Origin of the sequence: Streptomyces phaeochromogenes, assembly GCF_001418655.1 — a bacterium.
Classification (GTDB): domain Bacteria; phylum Actinomycetota; class Actinomycetes; order Streptomycetales; family Streptomycetaceae; genus Streptomyces; species Streptomyces phaeochromogenes.
On sequence record NZ_LIQZ01000337.1, the window covers coordinates 1 to 13,849 of the forward strand.

At 72.7% G+C, this 13,849-nt stretch carries 13 protein-coding genes; 7 read left to right on the top strand and 6 right to left on the bottom strand.

Translation table 11 applies throughout. The features are described 5' to 3' along the window. The 3 genes from AOK17_RS36330 to AOK17_RS36340 all read right to left on the bottom strand — a co-directional run. A partial coding sequence (locus AOK17_RS36330; RefSeq protein ID WP_206190897.1) for a cellulose binding domain-containing protein occupies window positions 1–530 on the bottom strand: 530 nt, incomplete at its 3' end. A gap of 134 nt (window positions 531–664) precedes the next feature. Beyond that, window positions 665–2,068: a sensor histidine kinase gene (locus tag AOK17_RS36335; RefSeq protein WP_055616867.1), complete on the bottom strand. Its 1,404-nt coding sequence runs from the start codon at window positions 2,066–2,068 to the stop codon at window positions 665–667. Next, window positions 2,065–2,778, bottom strand: a complete 714-nt coding sequence (locus AOK17_RS36340; protein WP_055616868.1) for a response regulator transcription factor — start codon at window positions 2,776–2,778, stop codon at window positions 2,065–2,067. The genes AOK17_RS36335 and AOK17_RS36340 overlap by 4 nt, the downstream gene beginning before the upstream one ends. Before the next feature lie 144 nt (window positions 2,779–2,922). Here AOK17_RS36340 and AOK17_RS36345 point away from each other — a divergent pair, with 144 nt between their 5' ends. Next, window positions 2,923–3,477, top strand: a complete 555-nt coding sequence (locus AOK17_RS36345; RefSeq protein ID WP_055616869.1) for a hypothetical protein — start codon at window positions 2,923–2,925, stop codon at window positions 3,475–3,477. A gap of 20 nt (window positions 3,478–3,497) precedes the next feature. Here AOK17_RS36345 and AOK17_RS36350 read toward each other — a convergent pair whose 3' ends face one another. Further along, a complete protein-coding gene (locus AOK17_RS36350) occupies window positions 3,498–4,388 on the bottom strand; it encodes a spermidine synthase (RefSeq protein WP_055616870.1) in 891 nt (296 codons plus the stop codon). 79 nt (window positions 4,389–4,467) lie between these two features. Further along, entirely contained in the window at window positions 4,468–4,836 is a 369-nt protein-coding gene (locus tag AOK17_RS36355; protein ID WP_189843521.1) for a hypothetical protein, read from the bottom strand. Between the two features lie 276 nt (window positions 4,837–5,112). Here AOK17_RS36355 and AOK17_RS36360 point away from each other — a divergent pair, with 276 nt between their 5' ends. After that, on the top strand, window positions 5,113–6,597 hold the full coding sequence (locus AOK17_RS36360; protein WP_055616872.1) for an NsdA family TPR-like regulatory protein: 1,485 nt from the start codon (window positions 5,113–5,115) through the stop codon (window positions 6,595–6,597). Between the two features lie 116 nt (window positions 6,598–6,713). On the opposite strand, the gene AOK17_RS36365 is transcribed toward AOK17_RS36360, so the two are convergent. After that, window positions 6,714–7,310, bottom strand: coding sequence for a histidine phosphatase family protein (locus AOK17_RS36365; RefSeq protein WP_055616873.1), 597 nt, complete (start codon window positions 7,308–7,310; stop codon window positions 6,714–6,716). Window positions 7,311–7,516: 206 nt separating this feature from the next. On the opposite strand from AOK17_RS36365, the gene AOK17_RS36370 reads away from it, so the two are divergent. The 5 genes from AOK17_RS36370 (at window position 7,517) to AOK17_RS36390 (ending at window position 13,597) form a co-directional block, all read left to right on the top strand. Then, on the top strand, window positions 7,517–8,512 hold the full coding sequence (locus AOK17_RS36370; RefSeq protein ID WP_055616874.1) for a phosphatase PAP2 family protein: 996 nt from the start codon (window positions 7,517–7,519) through the stop codon (window positions 8,510–8,512). Beyond that, window positions 8,445–9,806: a hypothetical protein gene (locus AOK17_RS52790; RefSeq protein WP_055616878.1), complete on the top strand. Its 1,362-nt coding sequence runs from the start codon at window positions 8,445–8,447 to the stop codon at window positions 9,804–9,806. The genes AOK17_RS36370 and AOK17_RS52790 overlap by 68 nt, the downstream gene beginning before the upstream one ends. A 235-nt stretch (window positions 9,807–10,041) precedes the next feature. Continuing rightward, complete coding sequence (locus tag AOK17_RS36380) at window positions 10,042–11,691, top strand: hypothetical protein (RefSeq protein ID WP_055616875.1); 1,650 nt, start codon at window positions 10,042–10,044, stop codon at window positions 11,689–11,691. Further along, window positions 11,688–13,022: an AAA domain-containing protein gene (locus AOK17_RS36385; RefSeq protein WP_055616876.1), complete on the top strand. Its 1,335-nt coding sequence runs from the start codon at window positions 11,688–11,690 to the stop codon at window positions 13,020–13,022. The genes AOK17_RS36380 and AOK17_RS36385 overlap by 4 nt, the downstream gene beginning before the upstream one ends. 209 nt (window positions 13,023–13,231) lie before the next feature. Continuing rightward, window positions 13,232–13,597, top strand: coding sequence for a hypothetical protein (locus AOK17_RS36390; RefSeq protein ID WP_055616877.1), 366 nt, complete (start codon window positions 13,232–13,234; stop codon window positions 13,595–13,597). Window positions 13,598–13,849 lie beyond the last annotated feature (252 nt).

Consider the following 13,849-nt stretch of genomic DNA (forward strand, 5'->3'; position numbering starts at 1 on the left):
GTCCGGGTGGGGGTGGCCGTGGGGGTCGCGGTGGGTTTCGGTGTCTCGGTGGGCTTCGGTGTCTCGGGCTGCGTCGGGCGGCCGGTCGGTTCCGGGGTCGCTCCGTCGTCCACCGAGCACTTGGCGTCGTCGATGAGACAGCCGGTGGGGGTGCCGGAGCCGTTCACCACGAAGCCGACCGTCACCGACTCGCCCTTGGCCAGCCCGTCCTTGTCCCAGGCGGGCGGCTTCACGGTGACGTGCCGGCCGCTCACACTCGACTCGCCGTTCCACAGCGAGCTCAGCTTGGCCCCGGACGGCAGGTCGAACTCCAGCGTCCAGTCCGTCTTCGCCGCGCCGGTGTCGTTGGTGACGACGTACTGCGCGGTGTAGCCGGTCGACCAGTCGCTGGTCCTGGTGTACGCGGCGCCGACGCCGGCCGCCTGTGCCGTACCGGAGAACACGAGGGCTCCACCGCCGACCACGGCCGCGGCGACCACGCCTCCGATCGCCTTGTTCCTGCCACTGACCGTGTGCCGGTGCGTGCTCATGGCGTGCCTGCCTTCAACGTTCCGGGAGTCCCCGAGGGGGTCACGGGAGGGGGGTGGGGTGCGGCAGCACGCTAGCGAGCCGGAAACGGGCAAACGGCCTGATCCGGACGGGGGTTGGGGATCTTAGGGTGCGCTTAAGGAAGGGATCGGGACCGGTTAAAGGTCGAGACCAATTTGGCCGACCGGCGGCGGCGCACCGAGCCCCGGTGACCTCGCCTCTCCGGCTCCCGCCCGTCGAGCTGGATCCAGATGCGAACCTCGGTCCCGCCCAGGACGGAGCGCCCGATCCGTACGTCCCCGCCCGTCGACTCCGCGAGCCGGCGCACGATGTCGAGTCCGAGCCCGGTCGAGCCGTCGCTGCCCGATCCTCGGCCGCGCGCCATCGCCGCCTCGGGGTCGGTAATGCCCGGGCCCGCGTCCGAGACGAGCACGATGACGGCGTCCTCGCCGTTGTGCACGTCGACCGCGAAGGCCGTGCCCTCGGCCGTGTGCCGGAACACGTTCCCGAGCAGCGCGTCGAGCGAGGCCACCAGGTCGGCGCGGGCCACGGGTATCCGTACCGGCCGGTCGACCCCGGCCACCCGCACCTTGCGCCCCTCGTCCTCCGCGAGCGCCGACCAGAAGTCCATCCGCTCCCGGACGACCTCGGCCGCGTCACACCCGGCGCCCACACCTATCGCCGCGGTCTGCGGCTTGGCGTCCCGGGCGGTCCGGATGATCGTGTCGACCTCGCGCTCCAGCTGCGCGACGGCGGCCCGGGTCTGCTCGGCGGCGGGCCCGTCCCCCAGCGAGGCCGCGTTCAGCCGCAGCACGGTCAGCGGCGTACGCAGCCGGTGCGAGAGGTCGGCCGCCAACTCCCGCTCGTTCGCGAGCAGTTGGACGACCTGGTCGGCCATGGAGTTGAAGGCGACCGCCGCGAGCCGCAGTTCGGTCGGCCCCTCCTCGGGCACCCGGGCGCCCAGCTTCCCCTCCCCCAGCTCGTGCGCGCTCTCCACCAGTCGCTGAGCGGGCTTCACCATCCGCACGCCGAGCCGGTCGGCCACCGCGACCGAGCCGACGATGAGCGCTATGCCGACCCCGGCGAGCACGGCCCAGGCCGTGGCCACGCCGTTGGTGACGTCCGACTCCGGCACGTACACCTCGACGACGGCGATCTTCCCCGAGCTCAGCGCGACGGGCTGGAGCAGCGTTGAGCCGCCGGGGACCTCGGTGGTCGAGGCCCGGCCCAGCTTCCGGGTCGTGGCGATGTCCTTGCCGACGGCGCGCTGTCGGCCGAGGTCGACCGCCTCCACACCGTCGCTCGCGGGTATGTGGACGGCCATCCCCGCGTCCGATCCCGCCGAGGCGACGACCCTCTCCAGCTGCTCCCGGTCGGTGGTGATGGAGAGGGCGGGGGCGAGGGCCGCGGCCTCCCGCTCGGCGTTCGAGAACGCGCGGTCCCTCGCCATCTCCCTGATGACGAGCCCGAGCGGCACCGCGAAGGCCACCACGACCATGGTGGTGACGGCCACACAGACCTTGACCAGTGCCCATCTCATCGCGGCGGCTCCGCTCCCGACGGTCCCGGCGGCTCCAGCTTCACACCCACTCCACGAAGGGTGTGCAGATAGCGCGGGCGGGCCGCCGTCTCGCCCAGCTTCCGTCGCAGCCAGGACAGATGGACGTCGATGGTCTGGTCGTCCCCGTACGACTGCTGCCACACCTCGGCGAGCAGTTCCTTGCGGGCCACGACGACCCCGGGCCGCCCGGCGAGGAAGGCCAGCAGGTCGAACTCGCGCCGGGTCAGATCGAGTCGTACGCCGTCCAGCTCGGCCTGGCGGCGCAGCGGGTCGATGGACAGACCGCCGACGCGGATCTCGGGCGAGGGCGGGGCCTCCCCTGCCGTGGACCGGGCGCGACGCAGCACCGCCGCCATGCGTGCCGCCAGGTGCTCGACGGAGAACGGCTTGGTCAGGTAGTCGTCCGCGCCGTCGTTCAGCAACCGCACGATCTCCGTCTCGTCGTCCCTCGCGGTCGCGACGATCACGGGCACGTCGGTGATGCCGCGCAGCATCTTCAGCGCCTCCGACCCGTCCAGGTCGGGCAGGCCGAGATCCAGGATCACGACGTCGAAACGGAAATGGGCGACCTCGCGCAGCGCCTCAAGTGCCGTACCGACGCTGCGCACGGTGTGCGCGGCCTCGGTCAGATGCCGGATGAGGGCCGAGCGCACGAACTGGTCGTCCTCGACCACGAGCACACTTGCCATGGCCCGCACCGTACGCCATAAGGGTTGGGCCGGTCCGGGCCTGTGGACAACCGCCCGGCAGCACGGACAGGGACATTGACAGCAGCACTGACAGAAGCACCGACAGGGGACATGTGTGGGGCGCGTGGGGCAGTATGGCCCGCGATGCTCAGAGGACTCGTACACGGCTTGGCTTGGTCGCTCGCCACGGGCGCGGCGGTCACGCTGTCGTGGTGGGGTGTCCACACGGTGATGACGGGGACGGCGTACGACCCGCCGCGCGCGCTGCCGATCACGGCCGACGGGGCGACCAAGCAGGGCGCGAAGCCGCTTGCCTCCTCGACGAGTCGGCCCGAGTCCGGGCCCGGGCCGTCGAAGAGCCGCGAGCCGAGTGCGGGGCGTTCGCCCTCCGCCCCCTCCTCGTCCTCACCCCCTTCCTCGCCTTCACCCTCGAAGTCGGCGGGTGCGGGCGACGCGGCTTCTGGCGCGGGCGCCTCCGGTGAGGTGAAGAGTTACGACACCGAGGGGGGCCGGGTCGTGTTCGACCTCGGCAAGTCGTACGCGTCGCTGGTGTCGGCGACGCCCGCGTCCGCGTGGTCGATGCAGGTGTGGAAGACCGAGACGTGGATTCGGGTGGAGTTCTCGGCCGGGGCGGATCGGGTTTCTGTGTTCTGCACGTGGCATGACTCCGCGCCGCGGGTTTCCATCAACGACTACTGAGCGCCGCGGGTGGCCAACGCCTACCGGAACACCGACGGCGGGGGTGCCGGTGAGGCGACCGCCGCCGCGTCCGTCACCGGGGTCGCTCCGCCGGTGAAGTCCCGCAGAGCCTTGCCGTGTTCGACTCTTGCCGGGTGGGGGTCGGAGGCGGCGCGGCGGGTCAGCTCGGGTACGGGTAGGGGGAGCGCCGAGGCGATCAGGACGGCGTTGCCGAAGCGTTTGCCGCGCAGTACCGTCGGGTCGGCGATGAGGGCGAGTTCGGGGAAGACCCCGGCGGCGGTGGCGATCTGGCCGCGCAGATGCGCGAGGGGCGGGCCGTCGGCGAGGTTGGCGGCGTACAGGCCACCGGCGTTGACGACCCGGCGTACGTCGGTGAGGAACTCGCCCGACGTCAGATGCGCGGGGGTCCGCGCCCCGCTGAACACGTCCGCGATGACCAGGTCCGCCCAGCCGTCCGGCACCTTGGCGAGCCCTTCGCGCGCGTCGACGGACCGTACGCGGATCCGGGCGTTCGGGTCCAACGGAAGTTCGCGGCGGACCAGTTGGACGAGCGCCGCGTCGCGTTCGACGACCTGCTGGGTGGAGCGGGGCCGGGTGGCGGCCACGTACCGCGCGAGGGTGAAGGCGCCCCCGCCGAGATGCACGACCTGCACGGGCTTGCCGGGCGGGGCGACGAGATCGATGACGTGACCGAGCCGGCGCTGGTACTCGAAGCTCAGGTACGAGGGGTCGTCGAGGTCGACGTGCGACTGCGGGGCCCCGTCGATGAGCAGCGTCCAGGCGCGACCCCGATCCCGGTCGGGCATGAGCTCGGCGAGCCCCCCGTCCACGCTCTCGACGACGGCCGAAGCAGCAACACGTCTGTCACCGCCCCGCCGGTCGTCCGCCCGCTTGTTCTTAGCCCGCGCCATTCCCCCATTATCGACCCGAGCGCGTAACTCAGCTCAGCGAGGGCGCGACCAGCCACAACCGACCCGCACCCGTCCAGCCTCAACGGCAGTTGTCCGCCGCCTCGATCAGACGAGCCGCCTCCCCCAACGCCGCCCGCAGCACCGCGGGATCCGTGGCCAGCTCGGCGTCTCCCGGAGGCAACAGCCAGTCCGACCCCTCGACCGGCGGCTCCGGCGCCAGCCGAAGGCCCCGCCCGTCGGTCCGCGTACACGTACTGCCCGGGACGTCCCAGGCAGAAGCCGTCCCCGACGGCACCAAAAAGCCGAGCGTGTCGCAACTGTCGTCGTGCAGGACGGGGCCGACGGCCTCCGCCGACGCACCGCGCCGCAGGATGTCGACCGCCTCCAGCCCCTGCCGAGCGGGGACGGTCACGAGATCACAAGGATCGACGCTCTGCCTGCTCTCCATCCTGGCCTCCACCACGGAACCCCTCCTCGATCGGGCACACCGCATGGTTCAACGCCGCTCGGCGTCAACGGCTACGGCGAAACTCGGCCGCAAAGGATGGCAGTTCATGGCAGATCAGGGATGAGATATCCGTTTTGTAGCCAAACCCCGAGTGGTGGACTCGTCACAGCGGGTACGTTCGTGCCCGCCGGAAACACAGGTGCGGCCGGGTCGACAACATGATCAACTCGCCCTGCTTCCGGCATGGTTCGACGGTTCGTGAGAGAGGGCCCGGCCATGGCGTCGTCACCGATGACCTCGTCGTCCCAGTCACCTCGGCCGACGCGGCCGAATCTCGCCTTCCGGCGGCTGCGCGGTCAGCGCTCGCCGGGCGAGTTCGCCGCGGCGGTGCGACGGGCCGCCCGGGAGATCGACGAGCAGGTCAGCTGCGACGCGCGCTACATCGGGCGGGTCGAGGCGGGGGAGATCCGGTGTCCCAACTACGCGTACGAGCGGGTGTTCCTGCACATGTTCCCCGGCCGGACGCTGACGGACCTGGGGTTCGTGCCCCGTTCGGCGGTACGCGGCCGAGGGGCGCGCGCCTTCGAGGAGGCGCCCGACCCGCACACCACGAGCCCGATGTACGCCCCGCATGAGACGGACGGGGCGTACGAGCCGTATGACACCACGTACGGCACGCACGAACCGAACGACCGGTATGACCCGCACGAGATCGACGACCAGAACCACGAGGAGAGCGACGTGCAACGTCGCGCATTCATGAGCGGCGGTACCGCCACCGTGGCCGCCGCCTCACTGGGCCCCATAGGGCTCGCGTTCAGCGGCGCCGCCGTGGCCGCGGACCGTTCCGTGCGCCGGGCCGGCGAGGCCGAGGCGGGGGCGCTGGAAGAGGCCGTCCGCAAGATCCGGCTGCTGGACGACCGGCACGGCGCCGACGGGCTGTACCGCAGGGCGTCGGCTCCGCTGCGGGCCGCGTACGCCCTGCTGGACGCGGGCGCCGCGCGGCAGGCGACCGCCGAGCGGCTGCACATGGGGGCCGGTGAACTTGCCATCTCCGTAGGGTGGCTGGCACACGACTCGGGGCGTTTCGAGGACGCGCGTTCGCACTACGCGGAGGCGCTCGCGACCGCCCGGGTGGCCGGCGACCCGGCCCTGGAGGCGCACGCCTTCTGCAACACGTCCTTCCTCGCGCGTGACGCGGGACGGCCGCGCGAGGCGGTCCGGGCTGCCCAGGCGGCCCAGTTCGCGGCGCGACCGCTGGGCTCGGCGCGGCTGCTGTCGCTTCTCTCGCTGCGCGAGGCGGGCGGCTGGGCGGGGCTCGCCGACCGCAGGGGCTGCGAACAGGCGCTGACCCGCGCGCAGGCGCTGTACGGGCGCGGCCCCTGTGACGCCGATCCGGAGTGGATGAGCTTCTACGGAGACGCCGAGTTGGCCGGTCTGGAGGCCCAGTGCTGGTCGACCCTTGGCGACTGGTCGCGGGCGGCCCATCAGGCGCGGCGTGCGACCCGGCTCCAGGACCCGCACTTCACCCGCAACCTCGCGCTCTACACGGCCGAGCTGGCCGACGACCTGGCCCGCGCCGGGCACCCCGACGAGGCGGCGGCGGCCGGGCTGCGCGTCCTGGACCTGCTGGACGAGGTCCAGTCGTCCCGCGTGCAGACGATGCTGGCGGGCACGGCGCGGGTGCTGCTGCCGCACCGCCGCGCTTCGGGGGTGTCGGACTTCCTGGAGCGGCACGGGGCGCTGCCGCGACCGGCCTGAGCGGTGGCGCTCCGCGGGGAGCCTTGTCATCTGCCTGCGGGTCGGTGGGGGTTGGTCGCGCAGTTCCCCGCGCCCCTGAAGGTGCGCCCCCCTTGGACGCGGGTGCCGCAGCCGGACTACGCCGCCAGGTGGGCGCAGTCGTTCCACGTCTCGATCGCGGGCTCTCCGTAGGCCCAGCCCAGGACCGAGAGGGAGGTCGGGTTGAGGCGGATACGGGACGCGAAATCGATGTCCAGGCCGAGCCAGCGGGCGCCGATGGAGCGCAGGATGTGTCCGTGGGCGAAAACCAGTACGTCACGGTCGGCGGAGCGGGCCCACTCGACGATCTCGTCCGCGCGCGCGGAGACCTCGGCGAGGGTCTCGCCCCGGGGCACCCCGTCCCGCCAGATCAGCCAGTCGGGACGGTCGGCCCGGATCTCGTCGGGGGTCATGCCCTCGTACGCGCCGTAGTCCCACTCCATGAGCGTGTCCCAGGGGGTCGCCCGGTCGCCGAACCCGGCGAGTTCGCAGGTCTCACGCGCGCGTGCCAGCGGACTCGTACGGATCTCCACCCCGGGCAGGCCGTTCAGCGGGGCCCTGTGCAGACGCTCTCCGAGCAGTTTGGCGCCGCGCCTGCCCTCCTCCAGGAGGGGGATGTCGGTCCTGCCGGTGTGCTTGCCGGACAGCGACCATTCCGTCTGTCCGTGCCGGGCCAGCAGGAAACGCGGTGCCATGGAAGGGGCCTTTCGGGGAAGATCGAGCGGTGAACCGCAGAGGAACGAGGGGTGGATCAGTCCATCATCGCTCACTCACAGATTGAGCAACCCGGTGGGCGATCTCTGCGTCTATGACCTCCGGGGGCGCGGCCACGAGGGACGCGCGCAGAACGTAAATTGGGCCAGGTCATTGCGGCCGGGGAAGCAGAAGGGGGAGGGATCGGATGTTGCGGACCGATGCACCGAGCACCGAGGCGGCACCACGTTCCCGCCTCCGCTGGTGGACCGAGCTGCCACTGATCCTGCTGGTGTACGGGGCGTACTCGGCGGGCCGGCTCCTCGCGCGCGGGGACGTGACCAGCGCCGTCGACCACGGTCTGGCGATCCTGCGCGTCGAGAAGTTCTTCTTCCTCAACGCCGAGCACCCGCTGAACCGTCTCTTCACCCGCGAACCCTGGATCGGCATACCGGCGGACTTCTGGTACGCGTCGCTGCACTACATGGTCACGCCGGCCGTCCTGGTCTGGCTCTTCCGGTCCCGTGCCGTGCGCTACAGAGCGGCCAGGACCTGGCTGATGACGTCCACGTTCATCGGTCTGATCGGTTTCACGCTGCTGCCGACCTGTCCGCCGCGACTGCTGTCCGCGAGCCACGGGTTCGTCGACACGATGGCCCAGTACAGCGACTACGGCTGGTGGGGCGGCGAGGCGAGCGCGCCGCGCGGGCTCGGCGGCATGACGAACCAGTACGCGGCGATGCCGAGCCTGCACTGCGGCTGGGCGCTGTGGTGCGGTGTGATGCTCTGGATGTACGGCGGCACGCGGCTCACCAAGGTCGCGGGGGTCCTGTACCCGTTGATCACCACGATCGTGGTGATGGGCACCGCCAACCACTACTTCCTCGACGCGGTCGCGGGCTTCGTCGTGATGGGCATCGGCTTCCTGCTGACCCGGCCGGTGCTGCGGCTCGCGGACACGCTCCGGGCGCGGCTCGGTATCCGGCCCTTCGCCCTGGCCGCCGGGGGTTCCACAGGCGCCCCGCACGGCGCAGGTTCCTCAATTGTCAGTGCGGGGTGCCAGACTTCGGCGGGTGAGCGAATTCCCCGACAGCGCAAGGTCCCAGCCGTCCCGGGTACCGCCGAGCCGGGAGCCCCTGCGGGAGCCGAACCGGGAGCGAGTCCCCCCGGCGCGGAGGACGGGGCTCCGGCAGCGGCTCGCTGAGCTGCGCGGCCCCGAGGTCCCGCCGCAACCGCTCGACGCGCGCGCCCTCGCGGCCCTCGCCGCGAACCCGGGGTGCAAGCGGCGCGCGATCCTCGACGGGGCGGGGGTGAACAAGACCGCACTGGCGAGCGCGCTCGGCTCGCCGTCGGCCTTCGGTCAGTCGCAGTTCGCGTTCATGCGGGGCAACGCCTTCGAGGCGCGGGTCAAGGCCGACGGCGGCGCGGAGCTGCTGCGGCTCGTGCACGAGAAGCTGGACGCGGGGGCCGTACCGCCCACGACCGGCACAGTCCCCGACCTGTCCGCCGTCGGCCCCGAGGGACGCACGGCCCGTACGGCCCTGGCGCTGCGCGAGGCCACCGACGCGGGCGTCTGGACGCTGCTCGACCACCCCCTGCTCGCCCTGGACGTCGCGGGCTCCCCCGCCTTCCTGGAGCCTGACGCGGTGGTCGTCCATCCCGACGGGAGCTGGACCGTCGTGGAGATCAAGTCCTTCCCGATGCTGGACGGTTCGGCGGACGCGGCGAAGGTGGGCGCGGCGGCACGCCAGGCCGCGGTGTACGTCCTGGCGCTGGAGCGGGTCGCGGCCAGGCTGAGCACGGGACCGGAGGGACGCGCGGGGGACGCGGCTCACGCGGAGGCAACCCTGCTCACCGTTCCCGCCCCTTCGGACCTCCCCACGGCCGCCCTCGCGACGCCGACGGAGGCGCCGGCAGAGACGCTCGGGACGCCAGGCGCCCAGGACGGCATCCGCGCCCGCCCGCCCGAAGTCCGGCACACGGTGCTGCTGGTCTGCCCGAAGGACTTCTCCAACCTGCCCACCGCGTCCGCCGTCGACGTCCGCAAGCAGCGCTCGGTCACCCGCCGTCAGCTGGACCGCCTCACCCGCATCGAGGACATCGCCGACCTGCTCCCCGAGGGCACCTGCTTCTCCCCCGACCTCCCCACCGCCGACCTGACGGCCGCGGTGGAATCGGTCCCGGCGACCTACGCCCCAGAGTGCCTCTCCGCCTGTGAACTCGCCTTCCACTGCCGCGACCACTCCCGGGCGGAGGGCGCCGTGACCTCACTCGGCCGCTCCCTCCGCGCCGAACTGGGCGGCCTGACGACCGTCGACGACGTCCTGTCGGCGGCCCGCGGCGAAACCGGCGACCCCACCGACCCGGCGGTCGCCGCCCTGCGCAGAGCGGCGGCCCTGCGGGCGGAGGCACTGGGCAGCGGGGCAAGGCCGGGGGCCGAGCCGCTGGGCGGTACGGAAGGGCTGCGGGCCGAAGCCTCAGGACGGGCGGCGTGCTGAAGCCCGCCCGGCCCCGATGCACACCGGGCCACCCCACCCATACGGCGCCGCCCCGCCCGCCAAGGGGCGCGGGGAACCGCGCGAGCAACCCCGACCGACCCGCACACACAACACAACCCCAGCCTCTGAGGGGCGCGGGGAACCGCGCGACAAGCCCCCACCGCCCCGCAGTCAAAACACAACCCGCACACTCCGAACCGCACCACTCGGCGAGCCCCTCCCGGGAGGCAGCCCCATGTCCCTGATCACCACCCTCGCCCGGCTGGAGGCCGTGGACACCGGCCGGGCCCAGCCCCTGGCCACCACCCGCCACCGCCACCTCTCCGAGCACCCCCTCGTCTTCGTACCGCTCACCACCGCGGGAGAAGCCGGGGCCCCGCTGGGGGCACTCGTCGGCACGGACCGCGAGACCCCCCGCCTCCTGGTCGTGCCCCAGCCCCGCGACCGCGACCTCCGCTTCGCGTTCCTCGCCGAGCTGGCGGACATCGTCCTGCCGTACATCGACGCGTACGCAGCGGACGTGGAGGCGGCGGAGCGCAACGAGACCGACCCGGAGACCGGCAAGCGGGTCAAGGTGGAGGTCGAACTGTGCGCGGACGCACCACAGTTGATCGTCCCGAGCCGCTCGGGCATCGACTTCGTACGGCTGCTCGGCCGCTCCATGCGCTTCCGCCGCACCGCCGAGCAGGACCCGGAGACACCGCACCCGGCGCCCCCGCGCGTACCGCTGCTCGGCCGGTGGCTCACGCACTACGGCGAGCGGTCCCGCGTACCCGGATCCTCGCTCCTCCTCGCGCTCACCGACGTCCTGTCCCGGCACTGGGCGACCGGACAGTCCAGCCTGGAGGACCAGCACCTCGGGGCGCTGCTCGCCTGGATCGACCCGCCGCAGGGCGAGTCCGGCGCCGAGGCCGCGCTACGGGCCGAGCTGCGGCGGGACGGCAAGGGACAGCTCCTCTGCCCGCCGGCCGGGCCCGCCACCGACCCGGCGTTCGACAACAAACTGCTCGCCCCGGCCATCGAGCTCTACGACCGCGCGCGTACGGCACTCGCGGCGGCCGAGGACGGCATCGAGGCGGACGACCGGCTCGGTGAACTCACCGCCGCCGAACGGCAGATCCGCGACCTCGTGGAGAGCCGCACCCGGCCCACCTGGGACGCGGTGTGGCGCGGCCTCGACCTGCTGCGCGCCCTGCCCGAGGGCGCCCACGCGGCCGACCGGTGGACCCGGGACCGCTGGTCGTTCACCGGCCACCGGGACCGGGTCCTGGCGGGCGAGCCCCCGCAGCCGCGCCGCGACGACGCGGTCACCGCGGCGAACAAACTCGCCACGCGCGAGCGCGAACAGGCCCGTCTGGAGGCTCAGGAGGCCCTCGACGACCCGCTCGTCATGGCCGGCCGGCGGCTCGCGGGCGAGGCCTTCGCGGGCGAGGTCACGGATGTCGTGATGGCGTACAACGAGGGCAAGCGGCCCAGCCCGCGCCCCCTCGTGACCGTCCGCACGGACGACCGGCCGCACTTCGGCGAGCGCGCCAAGGTCTACCGCTCGCTCGGCGGAAAGCCGCAGGCGGCGGAGTTCGTCGAGTACGTCCGGTCCGAGGGCGAGGGCACCCCCGATGCCCAGGGCCATGCCCTCGGCTCCCTGGTCGTGCTGCGTGTGGTCGACAAGATGGGCCGCGGCAAGGAGCCCGAGACCGGATCCGTACCGGAGAAGGGTGATCTCGTCTGCTTCACGCTGTTCGAGCACGAGCAGCGGGGCGGGGCGAAGCTGCCCGACCCGGAGGACACGCCGTGGACGCACGGCGGGCCGCCCGGTGAGACCGATGCCGCCGCCCCCCAACCAGAGGTGCAGCCCGACGCCGTGACCGATGAGGACGTCCTGTGACCACCGTGTTCGATCCGGGCGCCGAGGCCGCCCACGCCACCGACGCGATCCTGCGCGACACCCTGCACGGGACGTCCCGCGGGGTCGTGGTCGACTCCCCGCCCGGCGCCGGCAAGTCCACACTCGTGGTGCGGGCCGCGCTCGAACTGGCCGACGCAGGGCGCCCGTTGATGGTCATCGCGCAGACGAACGCGCAGGTCGACGACCTGGTGCTGCGGCTCGCCGAGAAGAATCCCGAGCTGCCCGTCGGCCGACTGCACAGCAGCGACGCGGACCCGTACGACAAGGCGCTCGACGACCTGCCGAACGTCCGCAAGTCGGCGAAGGCCGGGGAGCTGGCCGGGCTCGACGTCGTCATCTCGACGGCCGCGAAGTGGGCGCACGTCAAGGGCGTCGAGCCGTGGCGGCACGCGATCGTGGACGAGGCGTACCAGATGCGGTCGGACGCGCTGCTGGCCGTGGCCGGGCTGTTCGAGCGGGCGCTCTTCGTGGGCGACCCGGGCCAGCTGGACCCGTTCGCGATCGTCGGCAGCGAGCAGTGGGCGGGGCTGTCGTACGACCCCTCGGCCTCCGCCGTCACGACGCTCCTCGCCCACAACCCGGAGCTGCCGCAGCACCGCCTCCCCGTCTCCTGGCGGCTTCCTGCCTCGGCGGCGCCGCTGGTCTCGGACGCGTTCTACCCCTTCACGCCGTTCCGCAGCGGCACGGGGCACGGTGACCGTCACCTCGCCTTCGCCGTCCCGTCGGACGGTTCGGGCCCCGACCGGGTCATCGACGAGGCGGCGGAATCGGGCTGGGGCCTGCTGGAGCTGCCCGCCCGGAACACCCCGCGCACGGACCCGGAGGCGATCCGGGCGCTCGCCCAGGTCGTACGCCGCCTCCTGGACCGGGGTGGCGCGGCGACCTCGGAGCGCTCCCCCGACCCGGCCCCGCTGACGGCCGACCGCATCGCCGTCGGCACCGCACACCGCGACCAGGCGGCGGCCGTCCGTACGGCCCTGGCGGAGCTGGGCGTCACGGACGTGACCGTGGACACGGCGAACCGCCTCCAGGGCCGCGAGTACGACGTGACGGTCGTCCTGCACCCCCTGTCGGGCCGCCCCGACGCGACGGCCTTCCACCTCGAAACGGGCCGCCTGTGCGTCCTGGCCTCCCGCCACCGCCACGCCTGCATCGTCGTCTGCCGCGCGGGCGTCACCGACCTCCTCGACGACCACCCGTCCACGGAACCGGTCCAGCTCGGCGTCACGGTGAAGTTCCCGGACGGCTGGGAGGCGAACCACGCGGTGCTCTCTCATCTGTCGGAGCACCGAGTGGCCTGGCAACCGTGATCGGCCCGCCCCGAACACCTGGACAACAGTCACCCGCCTCAACGCGCCCCACTCGCCGGACGGGGAGTCGTGAGGGAGCGCGAAGGGTAGGAGAAAGCGTGCATCAGGGCCGGTCAGCCGCGCCCCGAGGCACTCTTGCGCAGTCAAGGGACAATGGACGGTGGCCCACCAACAAGGACGGGCCGACCACCGTACGAGGAGGAGAAGTCATGGCGGAGCCCACGCCGCGTCGGAACGAGCCGCGGCTTCGCCCCGCGCCGCTGCTCTTCGAGCCCGCGGAGGCTGCTGCCGATCCCGAGCACTTTTTCGACCTGGAATCGATAGACGATCCCCAGGCGCTGCTGGACCGCGCCACGGAGCTGACGCTCGCGTTCCGCGCGGCCACCGACCGGGCGGTCGAGTTCCAGGCGATGGCCGCCGCGCAGCTCGCCGATCCCCGCCGGTTCGACCGGCTGACGCCCGCGGAGATCGCCGAACGGGCCGAGTGGACCGAGGACTACGCGAAGAAGATGGTGGAGTTCGGCCGCGAACTCCTGCGCGGCGCGGACGCGGAGGGGTACGCGGACCCGATCTGAGCGCGGGCGCCGACGGAAGCGGCGGCGACAGCGAGCGCCCGGGCCGTGCGCGGACACCGTACGCGGGCGGGACACCCGGGCCGGGCCCGCGAACCCGGCTGCCGAACCCACCGCTCAAGCCGTACGGGCAACCGGCCCCCGGACAGCCGTGCGTCAACCGCGCGGCAGCCTCGCATCCAAGCCACGCACAGCCGAAAACAACCCCTGGCATATGCCAGGCGGGCAAGATACCCCACCCCGCACCCCCCTGTC